Source organism: Nocardia sp. NPDC059180 (genome assembly GCF_042754945.1).
Taxonomy (GTDB): Bacteria; Actinomycetota; Actinomycetes; order Mycobacteriales; family Mycobacteriaceae; genus Nocardia.
This window is the reverse complement of record NZ_JBHZBU010000002.1, coordinates 872,367-894,587: the sequence shown is the minus strand read 5'-3', so window position 1 is coordinate 894,587 and position 22,221 is coordinate 872,367. Positions and strand designations below refer to the sequence as shown.

At 69.0% G+C, this 22,221-nt stretch carries 23 protein-coding genes; 12 read left to right on the top strand and 11 right to left on the bottom strand.

Features of this window, described 5'->3' with window-relative positions:
* Positions 1-56: 56 nt before the first annotated feature.
* Together ACFXNW_RS10195 and ACFXNW_RS10190 are read right to left on the bottom strand one after the other, a co-directional pair.
* Positions 57-1,577 (bottom strand): methyltransferase, encoded by a 1,521-nt coding sequence (locus tag ACFXNW_RS10195; RefSeq protein WP_379417283.1) that lies wholly within the window; start codon positions 1,575-1,577, stop codon positions 57-59.
* An 89-nt stretch (positions 1,578-1,666) separates the two neighbouring features.
* Positions 1,667-2,080, bottom strand: a complete 414-nt coding sequence (locus ACFXNW_RS10190) for a DUF3099 domain-containing protein (RefSeq protein WP_379417282.1) — start codon at positions 2,078-2,080, stop codon at positions 1,667-1,669.
* 82 nt (positions 2,081-2,162) lie between these two features.
* Between ACFXNW_RS10190 and ACFXNW_RS10185 the strand changes: the two genes are divergently transcribed.
* Complete coding sequence (locus ACFXNW_RS10185) at positions 2,163-2,399, top strand: DUF3039 domain-containing protein (protein ID WP_379417281.1); 237 nt, start codon at positions 2,163-2,165, stop codon at positions 2,397-2,399.
* Between the two features lie 37 nt (positions 2,400-2,436).
* Here the strand turns inward: ACFXNW_RS10185 and ACFXNW_RS10180 are convergent, their stop codons facing one another.
* Positions 2,437-3,585 carry a YihY/virulence factor BrkB family protein gene (locus ACFXNW_RS10180; protein ID WP_379417280.1) on the bottom strand — a complete coding sequence of 383 codons (1,149 nt, stop codon included), beginning with the start codon at positions 3,583-3,585 and terminating at the stop codon, positions 2,437-2,439.
* 167 nt (positions 3,586-3,752) lie between these two features.
* On the opposite strand from ACFXNW_RS10180, the gene ACFXNW_RS10175 reads away from it, so the two are divergent.
* Positions 3,753-5,480, top strand: a complete 1,728-nt coding sequence (locus tag ACFXNW_RS10175) for a DEAD/DEAH box helicase (RefSeq protein ID WP_379417279.1) — start codon at positions 3,753-3,755, stop codon at positions 5,478-5,480.
* Positions 5,481-5,502: 22 nt separating this feature from the next.
* Here ACFXNW_RS10175 and ACFXNW_RS10170 read toward each other — a convergent pair whose 3' ends face one another.
* On the bottom strand, positions 5,503-6,117 hold the full coding sequence (locus tag ACFXNW_RS10170; RefSeq protein ID WP_379417278.1) for a TetR/AcrR family transcriptional regulator: 615 nt from the start codon (positions 6,115-6,117) through the stop codon (positions 5,503-5,505).
* 105 nt (positions 6,118-6,222) lie between these two features.
* On the opposite strand from ACFXNW_RS10170, the gene ACFXNW_RS10165 reads away from it, so the two are divergent.
* The gene (locus ACFXNW_RS10165; RefSeq protein ID WP_379417277.1) at positions 6,223-6,963 is read left to right on the top strand and encodes an SDR family oxidoreductase; all 741 of its coding nucleotides are present in this window, start codon (positions 6,223-6,225) and stop codon (positions 6,961-6,963) included.
* On the opposite strand, the gene ACFXNW_RS10160 is transcribed toward ACFXNW_RS10165, so the two are convergent.
* Complete coding sequence (locus tag ACFXNW_RS10160) at positions 6,964-7,731, bottom strand: AraC family transcriptional regulator (RefSeq protein ID WP_379417276.1); 768 nt, start codon at positions 7,729-7,731, stop codon at positions 6,964-6,966.
* Between the two features lie 54 nt (positions 7,732-7,785).
* Here ACFXNW_RS10160 and ACFXNW_RS10155 point away from each other — a divergent pair, with 54 nt between their 5' ends.
* Positions 7,786-8,355: a class I SAM-dependent methyltransferase gene (locus tag ACFXNW_RS10155; RefSeq protein WP_379417275.1), complete on the top strand. Its 570-nt coding sequence runs from the start codon at positions 7,786-7,788 to the stop codon at positions 8,353-8,355.
* Between the two features lie 181 nt (positions 8,356-8,536).
* On the opposite strand, the gene ACFXNW_RS10150 is transcribed toward ACFXNW_RS10155, so the two are convergent.
* A complete protein-coding gene (locus ACFXNW_RS10150; protein WP_379417274.1) occupies positions 8,537-9,097 on the bottom strand; it encodes a hypothetical protein in 561 nt (186 codons plus the stop codon).
* Entirely contained in the window at positions 9,097-10,863 is a 1,767-nt protein-coding gene (locus tag ACFXNW_RS10145) for a DEAD/DEAH box helicase (RefSeq protein WP_379417273.1), read from the bottom strand. The genes ACFXNW_RS10150 and ACFXNW_RS10145 overlap by 1 nt, the downstream gene beginning before the upstream one ends.
* 130 nt (positions 10,864-10,993) lie before the next feature.
* Here ACFXNW_RS10145 and ACFXNW_RS10140 point away from each other — a divergent pair, with 130 nt between their 5' ends.
* Positions 10,994-11,770: a TetR/AcrR family transcriptional regulator gene (locus ACFXNW_RS10140; RefSeq protein WP_379417272.1), complete on the top strand. Its 777-nt coding sequence runs from the start codon at positions 10,994-10,996 to the stop codon at positions 11,768-11,770.
* A gap of 182 nt (positions 11,771-11,952) precedes the next feature.
* Here ACFXNW_RS10140 and ACFXNW_RS10135 read toward each other — a convergent pair whose 3' ends face one another.
* Positions 11,953-12,147: a hypothetical protein gene (locus tag ACFXNW_RS10135; RefSeq protein WP_029903635.1), complete on the bottom strand. Its 195-nt coding sequence runs from the start codon at positions 12,145-12,147 to the stop codon at positions 11,953-11,955.
* 305 nt (positions 12,148-12,452) lie between these two features.
* On the opposite strand from ACFXNW_RS10135, the gene ACFXNW_RS10130 reads away from it, so the two are divergent.
* A complete protein-coding gene (locus ACFXNW_RS10130) occupies positions 12,453-12,782 on the top strand; it encodes a DUF952 domain-containing protein (protein ID WP_379417373.1) in 330 nt (109 codons plus the stop codon).
* Positions 12,783-12,844: 62 nt separating this feature from the next.
* Here ACFXNW_RS10130 and ACFXNW_RS10125 read toward each other — a convergent pair whose 3' ends face one another.
* Together ACFXNW_RS10125 and ACFXNW_RS10120 are read right to left on the bottom strand one after the other, a co-directional pair.
* Entirely contained in the window at positions 12,845-13,492 is a 648-nt protein-coding gene (locus ACFXNW_RS10125) for a response regulator (RefSeq protein ID WP_379417271.1), read from the bottom strand.
* The gene (locus ACFXNW_RS10120) at positions 13,489-14,703 is read right to left on the bottom strand and encodes a sensor histidine kinase (RefSeq protein WP_379417270.1); all 1,215 of its coding nucleotides are present in this window, start codon (positions 14,701-14,703) and stop codon (positions 13,489-13,491) included. The genes ACFXNW_RS10125 and ACFXNW_RS10120 overlap by 4 nt, the downstream gene beginning before the upstream one ends.
* Before the next feature lie 109 nt (positions 14,704-14,812).
* Between ACFXNW_RS10120 and ACFXNW_RS10115 the strand changes: the two genes are divergently transcribed.
* From ACFXNW_RS10115 to ACFXNW_RS10090, 6 genes are all read left to right on the top strand, one after another.
* Positions 14,813-15,511: a GAP family protein gene (locus tag ACFXNW_RS10115; RefSeq protein ID WP_379417269.1), complete on the top strand. Its 699-nt coding sequence runs from the start codon at positions 14,813-14,815 to the stop codon at positions 15,509-15,511.
* 9 nt (positions 15,512-15,520) lie between these two features.
* Positions 15,521-16,003, top strand: a complete 483-nt coding sequence (locus ACFXNW_RS10110) for a cation:proton antiporter regulatory subunit (RefSeq protein WP_379417268.1) — start codon at positions 15,521-15,523, stop codon at positions 16,001-16,003.
* A gap of 4 nt (positions 16,004-16,007) precedes the next feature.
* Positions 16,008-17,192, top strand: a complete 1,185-nt coding sequence (locus tag ACFXNW_RS10105) for a cation:proton antiporter (protein WP_379417267.1) — start codon at positions 16,008-16,010, stop codon at positions 17,190-17,192.
* Positions 17,193-17,286: 94 nt separating this feature from the next.
* A complete protein-coding gene (locus ACFXNW_RS10100) occupies positions 17,287-18,711 on the top strand; it encodes an ethanolamine ammonia-lyase subunit EutB (RefSeq protein ID WP_379417266.1) in 1,425 nt (474 codons plus the stop codon).
* Positions 18,708-19,535, top strand: coding sequence for an ethanolamine ammonia-lyase subunit EutC (gene eutC / locus ACFXNW_RS10095; RefSeq protein WP_379417265.1), 828 nt, complete (start codon positions 18,708-18,710; stop codon positions 19,533-19,535). The genes ACFXNW_RS10100 and eutC overlap by 4 nt, the downstream gene beginning before the upstream one ends.
* A gap of 325 nt (positions 19,536-19,860) precedes the next feature.
* Entirely contained in the window at positions 19,861-20,637 is a 777-nt protein-coding gene (locus tag ACFXNW_RS10090; protein WP_379417264.1) for an MHYT domain-containing protein, read from the top strand.
* 72 nt (positions 20,638-20,709) lie between these two features.
* Here the strand turns inward: ACFXNW_RS10090 and ACFXNW_RS10085 are convergent, their stop codons facing one another.
* The gene (locus ACFXNW_RS10085) at positions 20,710-22,080 is read right to left on the bottom strand and encodes an RNA polymerase sigma factor (RefSeq protein ID WP_379417263.1); all 1,371 of its coding nucleotides are present in this window, start codon (positions 22,078-22,080) and stop codon (positions 20,710-20,712) included.
* Between the last annotated feature and the right edge of the window lie 141 nt (positions 22,081-22,221).

Sequence of the window (22,221 nt, the reverse complement as noted above, 5' to 3'; positions counted from 1 at the left end):
ACCCCACGATGGGGAACGCACCTGTGCCGTGTCATGGCCGCGGCGGGCCGTGTGCGCTACCCGGGAAGGATCAGTCCGTGGCGTACCAGTCCGGCCACCACCCCCAGTGCGTCCGCCGCGAACTCGGGAGTCACGGTGTCGGATCCGTGGGCGATGGCGAGCAGTTCGATCAGTTCGTGCAACGGCAGCCCGTCTGGCCGCATTCCCGCTACCAGGGAGATCGTCGTCTCGTCCACCTCGTGTTGCCAGCGCGGCCCGTCGCCGCGGTGCAGCCGCGCCACCCGTTGTGCCCAGCCCTGCGGCCCGGGCAGATATACCCGTTCCAGTGCCGTCGCCGGGTCGACGGTGAAGCGGGCCGACCAGGCGAGGTCGTTGTCGGCGGCGACCGCGCGCAACCAGGCCGAGCGTTCGAAGTATTTGCTCGCCTCCGCACCGAGCGGGTCGTCGAAGCCGTGGGTGAGGTCCTCGGCGAGCAGTTCGGTGGGCCCGTCGATAGCACGCAGATAGACGAAGCCGAACCCGATGCCTTCGACATCGGCGGTGGTAAAGGCGTCCAGCCACTGTTCGGCGCGTTGCTGAGCCTGGGGATCACGCGGATCCAGACCGGCGTCGCGCAGCCAGGTGCCGACATAGAGCGCGGGGTCGGCGACATCGCGCTGCACGACCCACGCGTCGACGCCGTGGGAGGGCAGCCAGGAGGAGACCCGTTGCCGCCAGTCCTCGCCGTCCTGGTGTACCCAGGCGGCCAGCATCGCGGCGGTGCCGCCCGGTGCGAGTAGCCCCGGCGCCTGGGAGATCACCAGCTCGCTGGCGCCATCGAGGGCGAGACCGGAATCACGGTAGGTGTGCTCGACCCGCGCAGGTCCGACCACGAACGGGGGATTGGCCACCACCTGGTCGAAGCGGCGCCCGGCGACCGGCTCGAACCAGGAACCTTCCACCAGCTCAAGATCCAGCTCGTTGAGCGCCGCGGTGGCCTCGGCCAGCCACAGGGCGCGCCGATTCACATCGGTAGCGGTGACCCGGCCCGCGTAGGAAGCGGCGTGGACGGCCTGGACACCGCATCCGGTGCCGAGGTCGAGTACCGAGCCGACCGGGCGGGTCGGGGTGGCCTGCAGCAGCGACAGCGACGCGTGACCGACGCCGAGGACGTGGTCGGCGGTGAGCATGCGTCTGCGCATCGAATCGTCGAGATCGGACAGGATCCAGCGGGTGCCCGAACCGGAATCCAGTGGGCGCAGATCCAGCGCGGCGCGCAGCTCATCGCCGTCGCGTTCCAGCAGCCCCGCCGCCACCGCCTGGTCGAGGTCGACCGGCGCCAGGGCTGCCGCGACCGCGTGCTCCGGCAGTGCGTCGCCGAGCAGCAACAGACGGATCAGCGTGCCGAGTTCGCCCGCCGCGCGTGCGGCGCGCCGTACCGGCACCGGTTCGGAACGGCCGAGCGCGGCGTGGACGTCGGCCCCGAGCACCTCCGGCAGAGTGTCGGCGTCATATCCGACTCGGATCAGCGCGGCCCGCAGCGCCGGGCACAAGGCGGTCAGCAGTGATCCCGTGGTGGTCGAACGATTCGTAGGCACATCGGTACTCTGCCACCGCTGCGGCCTGCGACTGCCCTGCTACCCCGGATTGTCGAGAGCGCCGGCGCCGGGGCCCGAGGCCGTGGGACTCAGCCGTCGATGGCGTTGTGCGGCCGCGATTCGAGGGCGGGACGCGGCCGGTCCCATCGACTGGGTTCGTTTTTGTCGCGGGGCGGGCGATCGTTGGCGATCAACACCGCGATCCACGGCAGCGGAATCGAGGCGACAATGATCAGGATCGAGATCAGCGCGTTGCTGAACGCGCCGTAGGCGATCGCCGCCAGCACCAGTGCCGGTATGCGGAAGGCCATGATGATCGTGTAGCGGCGGACCCGTGCCCGGTGCTGGTCATCGAGCGAGGGCGCGGCCTCGGTGATGAGTGCGGGATGTTTGTCGTCGCCGGGAAAGTAACCGGCAGAACGGCTGGGCCGGGGCGGCATCGGCGCGCCGGTCGGGTCGTCACGGCCGGCGCTCTCGTCGGAGGAATCGCCGTGCTGCTGCATACCCCGAGTCTTCCACTCTCGACACCGGGCCGCACACCCGGTGGTCACGCCGCCGCGATCGGGATACGGCATCATGGAAGGCGTGAGTACCGACACTCTGGTTCGCCCGGATACGACGACCGACGAGACGACCGGCGACGACGTCCCCAAGTTCTTCCACTACGTGAAGAAGAACAAGATCGCCGAAAGCGCGGTCATGGGCACCCATGTCGTCGCACTGTGCGGCGAGGTGTTCCCGGTGACCCGCTCGGCCAAGCCCGGCTCCCCGGTCTGCCCGGACTGCAAGAAGGTCTACGAGCAGCTGCGTAAGGGCGACTGACACGGCGTCTGCCGCAGGCTCGCGCGCAGCGACCCGGTCATCGTTCGGGCCCGGCGCGCGAGGGCTGCGGGCTGTCGTCGACCGGCGGTCCGGTCGCGGTCTGCGCTTCTCGATGCGGTGGGCCGGGTGCCGCGCCGTCGGCCGGGGCCTGCGCCCACGTGGGTTCGATGCGTGCGGAGGCGCCGGTCGTCTCCGGTTCCTGCTCCGCGGAATCCCCGCGTACCTGTTCGGCCAGCCACGCCTTCACCTGTTCGACCCTGGTGGCGCGCGCGGGCCAGAATTCCTGCACCGCCGCGTTGAATTCCGCGCCGACGATGACGGCGAACGCGAGGAAGAACGTGAACAGCAGGAACGCGATCGGCGTGGCCAGCGCGCCGTAGCTGACGCCGGTGCGGGTGACCCACCCCAGATATCGGCGCAGGCCCTCGCTGGCCGCCATGAAGAACACACCCGCGACCAAGGCACCGCCGAAGAGCCGATGCCACGGCAGTGAGGTGTGCAGTGCCAGCTTGTACAGCGTGGTCAGCCCCACGATCAGCAGCAAGCCGACGCCCGGGTAGTAGAACGTGTCGATCAGCCGCAGGCCGGGCTCCCGCCAGCCGTCGGGCAGGGCACGCCCGATCAGCACCGGGCCGAGCGCGATCAACGGCAGGATGAACACCGCCGCCACCAGGAACTGCACGTAGAGCAGCAGCGCGAAGATGCGCTGCCAGACCGGATGCCTGGCGTCTTGCTGGTCGTGCGCCTCAACGATCGCGTCGACGAAGGTGGCCATGGCCGAGGAACCGGCCCACAGCGACAGCACGAAACCCACCGACACGAATGCCGCCCGGCCCCGGCCGAGCACATCGCTGACGGTGGGCTCGATGAGATCGTGCACCACCGTCGGGTTGAACAGGTCCCGGCTGAAGGTGAGGATCTTCGATTCGACGATTTCGACGGTGTCCGGACCGAACAAACCACCGACATAGCCGAGGCTGCCGAGAACACCCAGCAACAACGGCGCCAACGACATGGTCTGCCAAAATGCCGCCGCCGCGGACTTGGCGAAGATCGAATCCTGCCAGGCCTTGACCGCCACCCTGGCCACCAGCCGCCAGGTCTGCCGACCCGCCCGCGCCACGCCTGCGGCGGCGCGCCGCGAGGTGCCGGCCGCGGTGGCGCGGATATCGGACAGGTTGCTCATGGTGTGACAAGCATCGCGCACTCGCGCCGGATCGGCCGGACTGGGCGGGCGTCGTGTCGGCGGGCAGCAGGTGAACCGCTGGTTACCTGCGCGCCTGTTGTGACGCCGGTCGCGCCCGCCGCGTCGGTTTGGCGACACACGGGGATCGCCCGATAGTGTTGCCTCCCGTGACCGGTTCGGGTGGCGCCACTGCGGCGGGAGGAGCGCTACGCGCCTGGCAGCGTCGCGCACTCACCAAATACCTTGCGACGAAACCTCGTGACTTCCTCGCGGTCGCGACGCCCGGCGCGGGTAAGACCACCTTCGCGCTGCGGGTCGCCGCGGAGTTGCTGGCCGATCGCACGGTGGATCAGATCACCGTGGTCGCACCGACCGAGCACCTCAAGCATCAGTGGGCGCAAGCGGCGGCCCGCGCCGGAATCGCGCTGGACTCGCGGTTCTCCAACAGCACCGGCGGCACCTCCGGCGACTATCACGGTGTGGTTGTCACCTATGCCCAGGTCGCCTCGCATCCGTTCAAGCATCGGGTGCGCACCGAGAATCGCCGCACCCTGGTGATCCTGGACGAGATCCACCACGCCGGTGACGCCAAGACCTGGGGTGACGCCGCCGCCGAAGCGTTCGGTGACGCGACGCGCAGGCTCGCGCTCACCGGAACCCCGTTCCGCAGCGACGACAGCCAGATCCCCTTCGTCACCTACGAACCCGATGAAGGCGGCTTCCCGCGCTCGCGGGCCGACCACTCCTACGGGTACGCAGAGGCCCTCACCGACGGCGTCGTCCGGCCGGTGGTGTTCCTCGCCTATTCCGGTGAGGCGCATTGGCGTGACAGCGCCGGCGAGGAGTACTCCGCGCGGCTGGGTGAGCCGCTGAACGCCGAGCAGACCGCACGGGCGTGGCGGACCGCGCTCGACCCCTCGGGCGACTGGATGTCGGCCGTGCTGCGAGCGGCCGATATGCGGCTCGGGCAGCTGCGGTCCTCCGGTATGCCCGACGCGGGCGGGCTGGTGATCGCAACCGATCAGGAACGGGCCCGCGCCTACGCCGAACTGCTCGAGCATCTGACCGGTACACCTCCGGTGCTGGTGCTGTCCGATGATCCGACCTCCTCGGCTCGAATCGGGGAGTTCGGTGCGGGCACCCAGCCGTGGATGGTCGCGGTGCGCATGGTGTCCGAGGGCGTCGACGTGCCGCGACTGGCGGTCGGCGTCTACGCCACCAGCGCCTCGACCCCGCTGTATTTCGCCCAGGCGATCGGCCGGTTCGTGCGTGCGCGCAAATCCGGCGAGACCGCGAGCGTGTTCCTGCCGTCGGTGCCGGTGCTGCTCGATCTGGCCGCGCAGCTGGAACTGCAGCGCGACCACGTCATCGGCAAACCGCATCGGGAGAAGGACGGCCTCGACGACGAGCTGCTCATCGATGCCAACAAGCAGAAGGACGAGCCGGGCGAGGACGAGAAACCCTTCGTCGCCCTGGCCGCCGACGCCGAACTGGATCAGGTGATCTACGACGGTTCCTCCTTCGGCACCGCGACGTTCGCAGGCAGCGCCGAGGAAGCCGACTATCTCGGCATCCCCGGCCTGCTCGACGCCGAGCAGATGCGTGCGCTGCTGCGTGAACGTCAGGCCCGTCAGGTCGCCGATCGCGCGCCTGTGGCGTCGGTCCCGGAGCCCGCGCCGCACGCGGCGGGTGCGGCGGAGCGGGTGGCGACGGCCGACAAGCTCGGTGAGCTGCGTCGCGAGCTCAACAGCCTGGTGGCCATGCATCATCACCGGACCGGCAAGCCGCACGGCGTCATCCACGGTGAGCTGCGCCGCCAGTGTGGTGGTCCGCCGACGGCGTTGGCCAGTGCCGATCAGCTGGGTGAGCGCATCGCGGCGTTGCGCCGTATGTGATCGCGAAAGCCGGAGACGAGGGTCAGGTCGCGGTCGCCTGCTCGGTTGTGGGCCAGGCGGCCATGGCGCGATCGATCGAGCGCATGAGTTCGTCGTGGCCTTCGCCGTCACGGGCCTGGATGGAGAGCCCGTAGAGCACGGTGGTGTAGAACGCTGCCAGCTCGGCCGTATCCGTGTCTGCCGGGAGGTCGCCGTCGGTGACGCCGCGGTCGAGTCGGGCACGGAGGTCGGCGCTGGTCTCTTTGCGCTTGTCGACGAGGAATTCGCGAATGGTCTCGGTGCGGGTGGTGTAGGTCGATCCCGCGAGCACGACCATGCATCCGTGTGGTTTATCCGGTGCGGTGTAGGCGACGGCATTGTCGCGCAGCATCGCCTCGATCGCCTCGCGTGCGGTGGGTTCGTCGGTCAAGGCGCGGGCGGTGAGGCTGCCTTCGGTACGGCCGTAGAGCTCGATCGCCTCCCGGAACAGAGTTTCCTTGCCGCCGAAGGCCGCGTACAGGCTGGGGGAGTTGATGCCCATCGCGGAGGTGAGGTCGGTCATCGACGAGCCTTCGAACCCGTGCTCCCAGAACACTTCCATGGCGCGCTGCAGGGCGAGGTCGCGGTCGAAAGCGCGGGGACGTCCTCGTTCGGCCATGAGAGGTTCCTTTCTGTGTCGATCGTTAAATATACCTCTTGACGTACCGCGTTCCGTCGGCTTAGCTATTTATGTACTGATCGACACATAAATGGAGGAGGGCTCATGCCGGATCTGCACGGAACCGTGGCGCTGGTGACCGGAGGTAGTCGCGGGATCGGCGCGGCCATTGCGCGGGAACTGGCCGCAGGCGGCGCGGACGTGGCACTGACCTACCAGCACGCCGAGGACCGGGCGAAAGCTGTGGTCGCCGAGATCGAGTCGCTGGGGCGCAGAGCCATCGCGGTCCAGGCCGACAGCGCTGACGCGGGGGCGGTAGTGGCCGCGGTGCATCGGGCCGCAGCCGAGCTGGGCGGGCTCGACATCCTGGTCAACAACGCGGGCATCTTCCCCAGCAAGCCGTATCAGGAATTCACCCTGGACGAGGTCGATCGCGCGCTGAATGTGCACGCACGAGCCGCGTTCGTGGCCGGACAGGCCGCGCTCGAGCATATGGGCGAGGGCGCGCGCATCATCAGCATCGGCTCCAACCTGTCCGAGCGGGCGTTGTTCGGCGGGCTGAGTCTGTACAACATGAGCAAATCGGCGCTCAACGGCTACACCAAAGCCCTTGCCCGCGAACTCGGTCCGCGCGGCATCACAGTCAACCTGGTGCAGCCGGGGCCCACTGACACCGACATGAATCCGGCCGACGGCGCGGACGCACCGGATCAGCTCACCTACAGCGCGCTCGGCCGCTTCGGTGCCGCACAGGACATCGCCGCCACCGTCGCCTTCCTGGCAGGCCCATCCGGTCGCAGCATCTCCGGAGCGTTCTTCACCGTCGACGGTGGCACCAACGCCTGATCACTCGGCGAAATACTGCCCAGGGGGCACGCCGACGGCACGGCGGAACGCGGCCACATAGGCGCTGGTGGTGCCGTAGCCGACGCGCCCGGCGATGCGGGAGACCGGCAGGCCGGCGGCCAGCAGTGGCAGTGAGGCGGCAAGCCGGATCTGAGTTCGCCACTGGCCGAAGGTCATCCCGGTATCGGCGGTGAACGAGCGAGCCAGTGTTCGGGCACTGGTGGCGACCGCGGCGGCGAATTCGTCCAGGGTGCGCGGGTCGGCCGGATCGCGCCGCAGTGCAGCGGCGACTTCGGCGGCGCGTGGGTCGCTGGGCGCGGGGGCACCGACCGGTATCACCGCCACCGGTTCCAGCAGGTCGAACACCGTCGCCTCGGCCCGCGCGCGCCGGGGCGGATCGATATCGGGTGCGGTGAGATGCTCGAACAATTCCCGGATCAACCGGGTGACCCGCAGCATGGTCGGCGCGCTGTACTCGATAGGACAGCGGTCCGGATCGATGTAGATGCCGCGCATATCCGCACCCTCGGCGGTCCCGGTGCGGTGCGCGGTACCGCCGGGGAGCCACAGCGCCCGCGTCGTCGGCAGCACCCAGCGCCCACCCGCGGTCTCCACGGCCAGCACGCCGCCTGCGGCCCAGGCGATCTGGTGCTGTGGATGTTGATGCAGCGGAAACCAGTGCCCGCGCGGCAGGGCACCCGCGCCGAGGGCCATGGCCGTCGCGCCGGGCGCGGCAGGCATCACCACGGGCTGTCCGTCTCGCGACACAAGTTGTCACCGTAGCCGGTCGTGGTCACGCATGGTTTTTCCTAGCGTGAGCTCATGGCGATGAACCTCTTCCATCGAATCCTGTGCCGGTCCGCGTTCTGGGAGCGCGCCAGCGCGACCCGGATCGTGCCCTGGGCGTTGTCGGGAACCGAGCTCGGCGGCGACACCATGGAAATCGGGCCGGGCTACGGCGCGAATGTGAGCGCACTGCTCGCTCGCACCGACACACTGACCGGCGTGGAGATAGATCCGGAACTCGCCGACCGGCTACGTGGACGTCACGGTGCCGCGATGACCGTGATCACCGGCGACGGCGCGGATATGCCGTTACCGGACAACAGGTTCGACGCGGTCGTGTGCTTCACCATGCTGCATCACGTGCCGTCGGCGCAACAGCAGGACGCGGTCTTCGCCGAGGCACTTCGGGTCTTGCGACCCGGTGGCATCTTCGCAGGCAGCGACGGGCTCGACAGCCGAGCCTTCCGGTTGATCCACCTCGGTGACACCTGCGTGCCGGTGCCGCCCGATGCCGCGGCCCAACGGCTCGCCAGGGTCGGCTTCACCGATGTCGAGATCGAGACCGGTTCCGGCAGCTTCCGTTTCCGTGCACGCAGGCCGGCGTGATCCGGCCGTCGGCGGCCACGCGATCCACGAGTGCCTGGCCGCCTCGCGCGGCGCTTGCGGGACTCGTGCTCTGAGTGGTCGACGCCGGATCCACGCCACCGCGTCTCGAGCTGCGCTGGGCTCGAGTCTGCGAGCTCATCTGGTCCGCCGTGGTTCGGCCACCGATCGCGCGGGATACAACTCAGCTCGGTGGGTCGAACCATCCGGCGGCCGCGAGCGTGTTGATCGGGATCCAGCGCGCGGATTCCGCCGTGATCTCCGCGCCGTCCGTGGCGTCGGTGGCTGTGAAGTACCCCTGGATCTCGAGCGCCAGGCGCGGTGATTCGTCGACGCGGCGGGCCATGTCGTACAGGACGGCCAGCACGTGCACGCACCGATCCGTGCGGGCCGAGCAGGAACAGTCGATGGCCGCCGGGACCGGTGCGGGGGCGATCCCCACGGCGACGATGGCGCGATGCATCTCGTCGGTGAGGGTCACCGGGTCGGCCGGGATGATCGCGGCGATCGCGTCGATGGTGGTGCGCGGCATCGGTGCGACCTCCACATGTGTCACCGACGCCTGACCGCCCCGGTGGATGTGCCCGCGCACGATCCGGCCGGTGACGGTGGTCTGCACGCCGTTGTTGCGGGCGATGCTGCGTGCCCGCGGCAGTAGCGGCTCGGGTCTGGTCTGGCGCAGCGGTTCGGCAAGGCGCACCCAGTCCTTGCCCCACAGGGTGTATCCGAATTCGTTGTCGGCCATCAGTTCTCCCGTTTGCGGCGCAGGATCTCGATCAGCTGGTCGTCGTCGAGGCGGGCCAGCTCGGCGATGCCCGATGCGTCCGCGAGGTCGGTCAGCGCCGATTTGCGCCGCTGCATGGCGGCGATGTGCTCCTCGACGGTCGTGCCCGAGGTGAGGGTGGTGACCGTGACGGTGCGGGTCTGCCCGATCCGGTGCGCCCGGTCCGAGGCCTGGGCTTCCACGGCCGGATTCCACCAGCGATCGAAATGGATGACGTCGGCCGCGCGGGTGAGGGTGAGCCCGGTGCCTGCCGCGCGCAGGCTGAGGATCAGCACCGGCGGCCCGTCCGCGGACTGGAATCCGCTGACGATCTGCGCGCGCTCGGACTGCTTCAGTCCGCCGTGGAAGAACGGTGCCGTGACCCCGAACTGTTCGGCGAGATGCCGGACCAGCAGCTCACCGGTCTTGCGGTACTGGGTGAACACCAGCGTCGGCGCGCCGAGGTCGAGATTGTTGGCCACGATATCGGTGCACAGATCGAGTTTGCCGGACCGGCCTGCCAGCTCGTCGAGCTCCCCGGTGATCAGGCCGGGATGGTTGCACACCTGCTTGAGGCTGGTCAGTGCCGCCAGGACGCGGCTCTGGCGCTGTACGCCGTGACCGAAACCGTCGTCGATGGCTCGATCGAGCAGTTGATCGTAGAGCCGTTCCTGTTCGGCGGTCAGATCGCAGAGTAGATCGGTGTGGATCTTGGCCGGCAGCGACGCGGCGACCTGGTCCTTACGGCGGGTCAGCACCACCGGCTCGATGGCCTCACGCAGCCGGGCGGCCGCTGTCGCCGACCCCTCTTGGATCGGCCGGACGAATCGACGCCGGAACTGGGTGCGATGTCCGAAAAGCTGTGGCGCCACCAGATTCAGCAGCGCCCACAGCTCCTCGAGATGGTTCTCCACCGGTGTCCCGGTCAGTGCAACGGTCGCCGCGGCGTCGATGGCCCTTGCGGCTTTGGAGACCTGGGTGCGCGGGTTCTTCAACGCCTGTGCCTCGTCGAAGACGGCGGTCGCCCACCGGGTCTCGCGCAATCCGGCGCCGTGCAGACGTAGCGTCGGGTAGCCGGTGATCACGACCGTGCCCGGCTCGGCGTCGAATTCCCCGCCGCGCCAGGCGATCGGGTGCAGGCCGGGTGCGAAGCGATGGATCTCGTGCACCCAGTTGCCGACCAGTGAGGTCGGGCAGACCACCACCTGTGGTCCGTCGGCGGCCCGGCCGACAAGCAAGCCGATGGTCTGCACGGTCTTACCGAGTCCCATCTCGTCGGCGAGAACAGCGCCGCCGTGTTCGGCGGTGGTCGCGCGCAGCCAGCTCACGCCGCGCGCCTGGTAGGGGCGCAGTTCGGCCTTCAGCGTCTGCCGCAGGTCGGCGGCGACCGCCCGCGTCGCCTCGAATGCGGTGAGTGCGTGGCAGGCCGAGATGATCGCGGTGCCGGTGGCATTCGGTACCGCGTGCGCGGCGAGCGGGAGCGGCACGCCTTCGGCGGGGAGGTCGGTGCTCGACTGCGCCTGCCGCCAGGCCATGACCGAGGCATCCGGGTCCGGGAGGGCGGCCGTGGCGAACTCCTCGGGCTCGAGCAGTGTGCAGTCGACCTCGGCGACCTCGACCGTCGCGCTGCCTGCCGCGGCCTGCGCGGCGGTCCCGGTGGGGACGGCCAGGGCTTGGCTCGCCGCGACGCCGAGATCGCGCGGTGGGCGTCCAGGACCGTGACCGGTCCAGGTCCACACCGCGAACATGTTCCGGTCGGGCAGGTAGGTGGCCTGTGTGCTGGGCAGAGCGAACCCCTCAAATCATCGTATGGTGTACGGAGTATTGTGGTAACGCATACCGTACCGGAATTGTTCCGCAGTTGGCACGAGGAGTTCGATGGCCGATCGTCACGCAGCGGAGGAGTCTGCCGATCAGGCGCGGGCATTGCTGGCCCTGCTGTGGCGACACGAACTCCCACCGCGTCCCGGTGGTCGCGGCCCGAAGCAGACGGTCAGCGTCGACGAGGTGGTGCAGACCGCCATCGCGCTGGCCGACCGCGACGGTCTGGCGAAACTGTCGGTGCGTGCGGTCGCCGGCGAACTCGGGTTGCGCCCGATGAGCCTCTACACCTATGTGCCGAGCATGCGAGCCCTGACCGTGCTGATGGTCGACGCGGTCGCCGCCGCCGATGAGCCACTGCCCGTCGACGCACCGCCACGTACGCGCATGGCGGCCCTCGCGCGGCAGGTGCGCGCCGAGGTGATCGCGCACCCGTGGCTGCTGGACGTCTCACCGTGGCGAGTGGTACTGGGGCCGGGGCGAACGCGTCGTTACGAACGTCAGCTCGCGGCGCTGGACGGGATCGGGCTGACCGATGTCGAGATGGACCGGGTGATCGCGGTGCTGACCGAATTCGCCACCGGCAATGCCCGCATGGCGGTCGCCGCGGCGCGCGAGGCGGCCGAGATGAGCGATGCCAGATGGTGGGAGGTACACGGCCCGCTGTTGACCCAGGTCATGTCCGCGCATGCGTTTCCGCTGGCGTCGCGAGTGGGTGCGGCGGTAGGGGAGCTGTACCAGGCACCCGCCGATCCGGACGGCGCGTTCGAGTTCGGGTTGGCGGCGACGCTGGACGGAATTCTCGGCACCGCCGGTAGCTCCAGGGCTGACTGAAGCTCGCGCGCTCGGGGTCCGATGCGCCGCCCGGAGTCGACGACGCTCGGGTCCTACGACGACTGCTCGCGGCCGCAGGAGCTGGCTCCGGAAACACCACAGCGGGCGACCGTTCAGGTCGCCCGCTGTGGATTACACGGTATTCGGTTGTTCGATGCTGTTGTGTCGGACGCGAGGAGCGGTCAGAGGGCGGGAGCGGATTCCGTGTCGATCACGGCTTCGAGCTCGCGCAGCCTGTCCATGTGTTCATTCGCGTGGTGCTGGCAGAAGAGCAACTCTCCACCTGCGGGCAGAACGGCACGCACTCGGGCAGCCGCCCCGCAGCGGTCGCAACGATCGACCGCGGTCAGTGGGGTGCTTGTCAGGGTTCCTGGCATGACTCCTCCGTCCTGGCTCCCGGCACACAGACCGTTCACCTGGTGTGGGGCCCGTGGTCACTCCGCGGGCTCGCTACCGCTACTTCCCAGCAGTGGTATGACTACTCTGTCAGACGTTCGGGACGGGGGCTTTGTTCCCGCAAGCGAATCGATGTGTTTTCCCTAACACGACCAGTGGTTTTTCGCTCTGCGCGAACGCCACTGGTCATGGGTGGGAAGTCACTCGAATCTCTGACTCGAACAGGCCGATCCAGTTGTCTACCGGGAGATTACCCGTGACCTACGACACTCACACTCTGGTTCATATGTGCACCGTCACCGAATGGCAGACCGCACAGCGCGCCGGTGCGCACCGGCCGGCCTCGCTCGACATCGACGGGTTCGTGCATCTGTCCACCCCGCAGCAGGTGCATCTGCCTGCCAACCGTCTCTACGCGGGCCGGCGCGACCTGGTTCTGCTGCGGCTGGACCCGGCCCGATTGGGCTCGCCCGTGAAGTGGGAGCCTGGCGTGCCCTCCGACGATCCCGAGCTGCGGTTCCCGCACCTGTACGGGCCGCTACCAGCCGCCGCGGTGGTCGCCGTGGAGGATTTCCAGCCCGACGCCGACGGAGTCTTCGCCGAACTCGACCGCTGAGTTCGCCTCATGGGCGCTGAGGGGCGAAGCCCACTCCCAGCCCGCGCATGGCCGGAGCACGCCTAGTCGCCGGGCAGTTCGCGCGCCAGGATCGCCGCCTGCACTCGCGAGCGAACGCCCAGTTTGGTGAGCACCCGCGAGACATGCGTCTTGACGGTGGTCTCACCGATGAACAGCCGCCCCGCGATCTGGGCGTTGGACAGCCCCTCGCCGAGGCAGACGAGCACCTCGCGTTCGCGTTCGGTGAGATCGGCCAGGCCATCGGGCGCGCTGTCGGCGGGTGCGCCGGGGGTGGCGGCGAAGGCGTCGATCACCGCGCGTGTCACTTCCGGTGCGAGCACGCCATCGCCGGCCGCGACAGCGCGCACCGACGCCACCAGGTCCTGCCCCGACACCGACTTGAGCACGAATCCGGAGGCCCCCGCGCGCAAGGTGCGGAAGACGTATTCGTCCAGATCGAAGGTGGTCAGGATCAGCACCCGGGCCAGTCCGTCTGCGGTGATCCGGCCGGTGGCGGTGATGCCGTCGACACCGGGCATGCGCACGTCCATCAGCACGACATCCGGTCGCAGCGCCCTGGTCTGCGCGACCGCCACGTCGCCGTCGGCGGCCTCGCCGATCACCTCGATGCCCTCGGCCGCGTCGAGGATCATGCGCAGGCCCGCACGGATCGCACTGTGATCGTCGGCGATCAGCACCCGGATGGTCATCGCGGTTCACCCCGGGTGATGGCGACGGTGGTCGGCAGGCCCGCCCGCACCGTCCACACCCGGGCGGCCGAGCCCGCCGCGAACTCGCCGCCGAGGGCCGCGGCGCGCTCGCGCATGTTCGTCAGGCCGCGGTGCGGCAGGTCCGCCGGGTCGGCAGTGGATCCGTTCGCCCGCGGCGGCAGGGGATTGCGGACTGCGACGGTAAGCGTCGTCGCGTCGGTGGCGATGTCGATGTCGACCTCCTGCCCGGGGGCATGTTTCATGGCGTTGGTCAGCGCTTCCTGAATGATCCGGTAGGCGGCCTGGTCGACGGCACTCGGCAGCGGGGTGCGGTCCACCTCGCCGTGCACCCGCACCGTGCCTCCCGCCGCGCGGGCCGCGTCGACCAGCAGCGACAACTGGGCCAGACCGCGCGGGGCGGCCAGATCCTCGGCGCCGTCGTCGCGGCGCAGCAAACCGATCATGGTGCGCATCTCCTGGAGGGCGCTGACGCTGTTGGACCGGATGGACTCGACAACCCCGGCCAGGGCGGGGTCGTCGTTATCGCGGCGCGACAGCAGGCCGAGCGCGGCTTCGGATTGGATGGCGATGGCCGACAGGTGCCCGGCGATCACATCGTGCAGATCGCGCGCCATCGTCTTGCGTTCGTCGGCGATCGCGGCCCTGCGGTCCAGTTCGGCCACCAGTTCCAGCGCGCGTGCCTTCGCCCGTTCGGCCTGCGCGGTCTCCTTGTGCGCGCGCACGGTCAACGCCCACCAGATCGACGTGCCGACAAAGGCCGACGAGGCCAGCAAGGTGATCAGCATGGCGCGCCACTCGCCGGAGATGACCAGCGCAGCCACCGCGCCGACTGCCGTCCCGGTGATGGCAGCGCCGACCACGAACCGCGACTGGCGCCGGGTCCCGTACAGCACGCTCGCGTAGATGAGGTCGGAGTAGACGATCCAGATGGGCACTGTCGGACCGAGGGCGAAGTCGATGAGCACCGGCACCAGGCCGACCGCGAGGGCCCACATCGGCTTGCGGCGCCGCCACATGCTGGTCGCGCACAGCAACGCCAGCAACGCCATGCGCACCGTCAGCGGCGTCTCGGAACTCGGCCCGGTCATCGCGTACAGGCCGAAGCCGTACAGCGTCGCGCCGACGGTGAAGACGAACGCGACGATCAGCGCCTCCTGCGCCGTCGCCGACAACGCCGTCCACCACTTCACGCACCCATCTCAGCACAGCGCGCCTCCGGTGCGGGTCCACCGAAGTGATGAGCCGCGATCCCACCGTCGACCGACGCGCGCGAGCGCTCATCCGCGCGAGGCTCGACCGGTGACACTCGTTCTCGGTCTGGCCGCACTCGCCTTGGTGGACAGCACCTCGATCGGCACCCTCGTCGTCCCGCTGTGGTTGCTGCTCGCCCCCGACCGTCCGCCGCTACGACGCATGCTGGTCTACCTGACGGCCATCGCCGGTTTCTATTTCGCCGTCGGCGTCGCGCTGTTGCTCGGCGCGTCGGCCGGCTTGGCCCGCTTCGGCGACCTCGCCGACAGCCCCTGGGTCCTCTGGCCGCAGCTCGCGCTCGGCATCGCGTTGTTCGCGGTGTCGTGGCGGTTCGATTCGAAGAAACGGCGCGAGCGCGGCGAAGCCGATCGCACCGCGGCCTGGCGCGACCGCGCCCTGCGAACCCAGTCCTCGGGTCGAGGGCTTGCCGTCCTCGCGGTCAGCGCGGGCACGCTGGAAGTGCTGTCGATGGTGCCGTACCTGGCCGCGATCGGACTGCTGATCTCGAGTGACCTTCCCCCCGGCGCGTCGGTGGCGCTGCTCGCCGCCTATTGCGCGGTCATGGTTGTGCCCGCGCTGGTGCTGATCGGAATCCGGAATCTGGCCCACAACCAGGTGGAACCGCTGCTCATCCGGCTCAATGATTGGCTGTCTCGCCATGCCGACAGCGCCACCGGATGGGCACTGGCGATTGCCGGAATCGTGGTAGCTCGTGGCGCGCTCGGCGGATTGTTCGGGGACGGTTAGCCTGGACTTGTGAATGTCGATGTCACTGCGTTACCCGGGATCGGGGTGCGAAAAGACTTCGAGGTGCGGTCCGGGCGCCGGATCGGTGTCGTCGCCCATCGCGACGGCGACATCGATCTGATCGTGTCCAAGGTCGAAGACCCGGACGCCTGCGCCGCGCAGGTCGCGTTGAGCACCGATGAGGCGGCTGTTCTGGCCAATTTGCTCGGTGCGCCCCAGCTGGTCTCCCGGCTCAACGACGACCATCGCGATATGCCCGGCATCACCACCCGTCAGCTGCCGATCTCCGATGAATCGCCCTACGGCGGTCGCACCCTCGGCGAGACCGCGATGCGCACCCGCACCAAGGTGTCGATCGTCGCGGTGATGCGGGCCGGGCAGCTGCATCCTTCGCCGGGGCCGGATTTCACCTTCACCGCTGGTGACCTTCTCGTCGTCGTCGGGACACCCGACGGCCTTGACGCCGCGGCGAAGCTTCTCACGCACGGCTGATCCGGTGGCCACGACCGCGCTCGCCCTCATCGAGCTGGGCGCGGTGTTGTTCGCTCTCGGAGTGTTCGCCCGGGTGGCGGGGCGGTTCGGGCTCTCTCCCATACCGCTGTATCTGCTCGGCGGCCTCGCTTTCGGTCAAGGCGGGTTCATCAACCTCGGGGCCGCCAACGAGTTCGGGCATATCGCCGGCGAGATCGGCGTGGTGCTACTGCTGTTGCTGCTCGGCCTGGAATACACCGCGGCCGAGCTGGTCACCGGAATGCGCCGGTCCTGGCCGGTCGGCCTGTTCGACCTCGTCGCCAACGCGACACCCGGCGCGGTGGTGGCGCTGCTGCTGGGCTGGGGTCCGGTCGGCGCGCTGACCCTCGGTGGCGTCACCTACATCTCGTCCTCCGGCATCGCCGCCAAGGTGCTCAACGATCTGGGTAGGCTGGGTAACCGCGAAACGCCGGTGGTGCTGTCGATCCTGGTGTTCGAGGACCTGACGATGGCGGTGTATCTGCCGGTGCTGACCACGGTGCTGGCGGGCCTGAGTTTCGTCAGCGGGATGAAGTCGCTCGGCGTCGCCCTTGCCGCGATCACCATCGTGCTTGTGGTGACGCTGCGCTACGGACGCTACGTCTCGGCGGTGGTCGACAGCACCGATCGCGAGGTGTTCCTGCTGAAACTGCTCGGCGCGGCCTTGCTGGTGGCGGGTGTGGCCTCGGCGCTGAACGTCTCGGCGGCCGTCGGTGCGTTCCTGCTCGGTATCGCGATCTCCGGCTCCACCGCGCGGGAGGCGGTACGTCTGCTGGAACCGTTGCGTGATCTGTTCGCCGCGATCTTTTTCGTGGCGTTCGGGCTCAACACCGATCCGACCGCCATCCCGCCGGTGCTGGGCTGGGCGGTCGCGCTGGCGGTTGTCACCACAGTCACCAAGATCGCCACCGGCTGGTGGGGCGCGCGCAGGCAGGGCATCCGGCGCCTGGGCCGGGCCAGGGCGGGTGTGGCGCTGGTCGCGCGCGGCGAGTTCTCCATCGTCATCGCCGGGCTCGCGGTGAGCACCGGCGCCATCGACGGCAAACTGGCCGCACTGGCGTCGGCCTACGTGCTGATCATGGCGATCGTGGGGCCGATCGCCGCACGTGTCGTGGAACCGGTGCTCAGCCGATTCCCGGCCGCATCCGCCGGGCCGGCTATCCAACCCTGACATTCCCGCCGCGACATCGGCCGAAATCCGCGGTGGCATGTTCTACTTCCACCCGACGACAAGTGCGCCGCGCCCGCCGCCGGAAGGAAATCGGATGGCGTCCTACACCGCAACCGCCGGTGGCGTGACCTACCGCTTCGACGGGCTCATCGATCTACTGGCCAAGGCCACGCCACTACGCAGTGGTGACGAACTGGCCGGCTGCGCTGCCGAATCCGATGCCGAACGGGCCGCGGCCCAGTGGGCGCTGGCCGACCTGCCGCTGACGGTATTCCTGAACGAGCCGGTGGTGCCCTACGAGTCCGACGAGGTCACCCGGCTCATCATCGATAGCCATGACCGGATGGCCTTCCAGGCCATCTCGCATCTGACCGTCGGCGGTCTGCGTGACCGGCTGCTCGAGGTCGCGGCGGGCGCGGATGGCATCGAGGCGGCGGCGACGCTGCGGGCCCTCGCGCCCGGGCTGACTCCGGAGATGGTCGCCGCGGTCAGCAAGATCATGCGAAATCAGGACTTGATCGCGGTCGCGCGGGCCGTGCATGTGCACTCGGCGTTCCGCACCACGATCGGGCGGCCCGGCACGCTGGCGACCAGACTGCAACCCAACCATCCCACCGACGATCCGCGCGGCATCGCCGCGGCGGTCCTCGACGGGCTGCTGCTCGGCTGCGGTGACGCGGTGATCGGCATCAACCCAGCCTCCGACTCACCGCACGCCGCCGCCGATCTGCTGAGCCTGCTCGACGACGTGCGCACCCGGTTCGACATCCCGGCGCAATCGTGTGTGCTCGCCCATGTCACCACCACGCTCGCCCTGATCGAAGCCGGTGCGCCCGTGGACCTGGTGTTCCAATCCATCGCCGGCACCGAGGGTGCCAACGCCGGCTTCGGGGTGAACATCGCGCTGTTGCGGGAGGCGAACGAGGCCGGTCGGGCGTTGCGGCGCGGGACGGTCGGTCAGAACGTCATGTACTTCGAAACCGGCCAGGGCTCGGCCCTGTCGGCGGGCGCGCACCTCGGCACCGGTGGCCGCCCGGTCGATCAGCAGACCTTGGAGGCCAGAGCCTATGCGGTCGCCCGTGAGCTGGACCCGCTGCTGGTGAATACCGTCGTCGGCTTCATCGGACCGGAATACCTCTACGACGGCAAGCAGATCATCCGGGCCGGCCTCGAGGACCACTTCTGCGGCAAACTGCTCGGCCTGCCGATGGGCGTGGACGTCTGCTACACAAATCACGCCGAAGCCGATCAAGACGATATGGACACCCTGCTCACCCTGCTCGGCGCCGCGGGGTGCGCATTCGTGATCGCGGTGCCAGGCGCCGACGATGTGATGCTCGGCTATCAGAGCCTGAGTTTCCACGACGCGCTCTACGCACGTCAGGTGCTCGGGCTGCGTCCGGCCCCGGAGTTCGAGGCGTGGCTGCACCGGCTCGGCATGATCGACGACGCGGGCAGGGTGCTGCCGGTGCCGCCGCTGAGTTCACCGCTGCGTGCGCTGACCCGAGTCCGGCCATGAGCGGCGATCGCCTCGCGCCGGACTCGGATGCCCAGCGACAGTTCTGGGCCGAACTGCGTGCCGCGACGCAGGCACGCATCGGGCTGGGCCGCACCGGTAACGCCCTGCCCACCGCGCGCGTGCTCGAGTTCCGTGCGGCCCACGCCGCCGCCCGCGACGCGGTACACACCCCGCTGGAGGTCGACGCACTGCACGAGCGGATCGCCGCGGCCGGGTTGGGCGAGCCGGTGCGGGTGCACAGCCGAGCCCGCGACCGCGCCGAATACCTGCGTCGTCCGGATCTGGGCCGGCTGCCCGGCGAGTCGTGGCCGTTCACCGGCGACCATGGCGACGCATCGGTGCGCACAGGCGACACCGCCGACATCGGGATCGTCCTCGCGGACGGACTCTCGCCGGGCGCGGTCCTGGCGCATGGTCCGGCGATGATCGATGCCCTCGTCACGGAGTTCGGGCCGACCGCGTCGTTCGCGCCGCCGGTGATCGCGACACAGGCCCGCGTCGCGCTCGGTGATCACATCGCCGTCGCGATGGGCGTGGCGACGGTGCTCGTCCTCATCGGCGAGCGCCCCGGGCTCTCGGTCGCCGACAGCCTCGGCGTCTATCTGACCCACCACCCGCGGCCCGGCCGCACCGACGCCGACCGCAATTGCGTGTCGAACATCCACTGCCCGAACGGGCTCGGCTACCGGCAGGCCGCCCGCGTCGTCGCGGGCCTGGTGGCCGGTGCGCGACGGTTGGGTCGCTCGGGTGTGGACCTGAAGGATCTGTCGGGCTCCGATCTGACATCGACGGAGCGCGAGCACTTGCCCAACGCGCACGACTGACAGCCAGGACCGGCTCGGGGGGAGGTCTCGTCGCGTGCCAGTTCGACCGGCCGCTCGCGCATAAGCCGGACAGACGCGCCGGCGAGTTGCCGGTGGCGTGCGTGGGACACCCGGTAGACCCCTCACGGGCGACAGGTGCAGGATCGCCTGCGTCGGGCCTTCCGCTCGCCGAATCCGCCGTACCCGGTATCCCATTCTTCGGTCGAACGCCTTCCTGTTTAAAAGGAAACTAGTACTGTAAATTCCCTACCTGCGGATACTTGTCCATCGGAGGCTCGGATCATGCCGAAGCATGGTTCGAGTTCGAGCAAGCTAGGGAGCTCGTGTGCCCACGATCGATCACTTCAGCTATGGGTGGCTCACACCCGTCGTCGCATACCTCATGTCGTTCACCGGCTCATTGCTAGGCCTACGCTGCATGGCCAGGGCGCGGTCGGCATCGATGCGCGACGGATGGATGGTCGCGGCGGCCGTCGCCATCGGCGGCACCGGCATCTGGGTCATGCACTTCATCGCCATGCTCGGCTTCACCATCGACGGCGCCTCGATTCGCTACAACGTGCCGATAACGCTGATCAGCGCGCTCATCGCCATGGTCGTGGTGTGGATCGGGCTCGGAGTGGCGCAACGGCGCAGCTGGGGCCCGGGTGCGCTGCTGCTGGGCGGCGCGATCACCGGCGCGGGCGTCGGCACCATGCACTACTGCGGTATGTACGCGATGAAATCCGATGCCGCACTCGACTACAACGGATGGATCGTCCTCGGGTCCATCGTGATCGCGGTGATCGCCGCGACCGCGGCGCTCTGGTTCACCCTGCATGTGCGCGGCACACTCGCCACCGTCGGCGCGGCCGCGGTCATGGGCGTCGCCGTTTCGGGAATGCACTACACCGGCATGTTCGCCATGCGCGTGCAACACGTCGCGCATATGCATCAACCCGCCGGCGCGGGCGCCGGCCAACTGCTGACCCCCTTGACCGTCGGCGTCAGCATGCTCACGGTCGTGCTGCTGTTGCATCTGGCCATGACCGACGCCGGGGAACCGGCCGCACCGGCCGTCGACCCACGTCGTCCGGTCCGGTACTGGCCGACCCGGGACTGACCGCCACACGCCAACGGCCCGCGTTCCCGTCCTGATGCAGGGGTGGGAACGCGGGCCGTTGCCGGGTGAAACCTAGTCCAGGTAGTCGCGCAGGACCTGGGAGCGGCTCGGGTGACGCAGCTTGCTCATGGTCTTCGACTCGATTTGCCGGATGCGTTCACGGGTGACCCCGTAGACCTGGCCGATCTCGTCGAGGGTGCGTGGCTGACCGTCGGTCAGGCCGAAGCGCAGCCGGACCACGCCCGCCTCACGTTCGGACAGCGTCTCCAGCACCGACTGCAACTGATCCTGCAGCAGGGTGAAGCTCACCGCGTCGACCGCGACGACGGCCTCGGAGTCCTCGATGAAGTCACCGAGCTGGCTGTCGCCCTCGTCGCCGATGGTCTGGTCCAGCGAGATGGGCTCACGCGCGTACTGCTGGATCTCCAGCACCTTCTCCGGCGTGATGTCCATTTCCTTGGCCAGCTCCTCCGGCGTGGGCTCACGACCCAGGTCCTGGAGCAGCTCGCGCTGGATGCGGCCGAGCTTGTTGATGACCTCCACCATGTGCACCGGGATGCGGATGGTGCGGGCCTGATCGGCCATGGCGCGGGTGATGGCCTGCCGGATCCACCAGGTGGCGTACGTGGAGAACTTGTAGCCCTTGGTGTAGTCGAACTTCTCCACCGCACGGATCAGGCCGAGGTTGCCCTCCTGGATCAGATCCAGGAACGCCATGCCGCGGCCGGTGTAGCGCTTGGCCAGCGAGACGACAAGGCGCAAGTTGGCCTCGAGTAGATGGTTCTTCGCGCGATTGCCGTCGCGGATGATCCAGTTGAAGTCGCGGCGGGTGGCCACCGGCAGCTTCTCGCCCTGCTCGGCGAACTCGCGCATCTTCTCCGCCGCGAACAGGCCCGCCTCGATCCGCTTGGCGAGTTCGACCTCCTCCTCGGCGTTGAGCAGCGCGACCTTGCCGATCTGCTTGAGGTAGGCGCGCACCGAGTCGGCGGAGGCCGTGAGCTCGGCATCCTTACGGGCCTGGCGCAGGGCCTCGGATTCCTCCTCGTCCCAGACGAAATCGCCGGAGGCCTTGTCCGCGGCCGTGGGTTCCTCGGCCGCCTCCTCGGTCTCCTCGGCGACCTCTTCGACCAGTTCTTCGCCCTCGTCGGTCAGGTCGTCCTCGGAGACCTCGAGATCACCGAGGTCCTCCACGTCCACGGACTCGTCGTCGAGGTGTTCCTCGCCGTCCTTGCCCTTGGCCGCGACTTTCTTCGGGCCTGCCTTCTTGGCCGGCGCCTTTTTGGCGGCGGCCTTCTTGGCCGGTGCCTTTTTGGCGGCGGCCTTCTTCGCCGGAGCCTTCTTGGCGGCAGCCTTGCGAACCGGCGGTGCTTCGGTTACGTCGGCGGAGTCTGCGGAGTCGGCGTCGGCCGATTCGGCGGTCTGACGGGTATTCGTGGCTACCACGTACGCCCTTTCGTGACGGTCTCGTGCGGCGTCACGCCAGAGTAGATTTCCGGCGGAGCGGTCTGTCGGGTTGCACCGGCCAGCGCCGGTCGGGTTTCACCGGCTCACCGCCGGGCAGTTCCATTGTAACGATCGGACGCG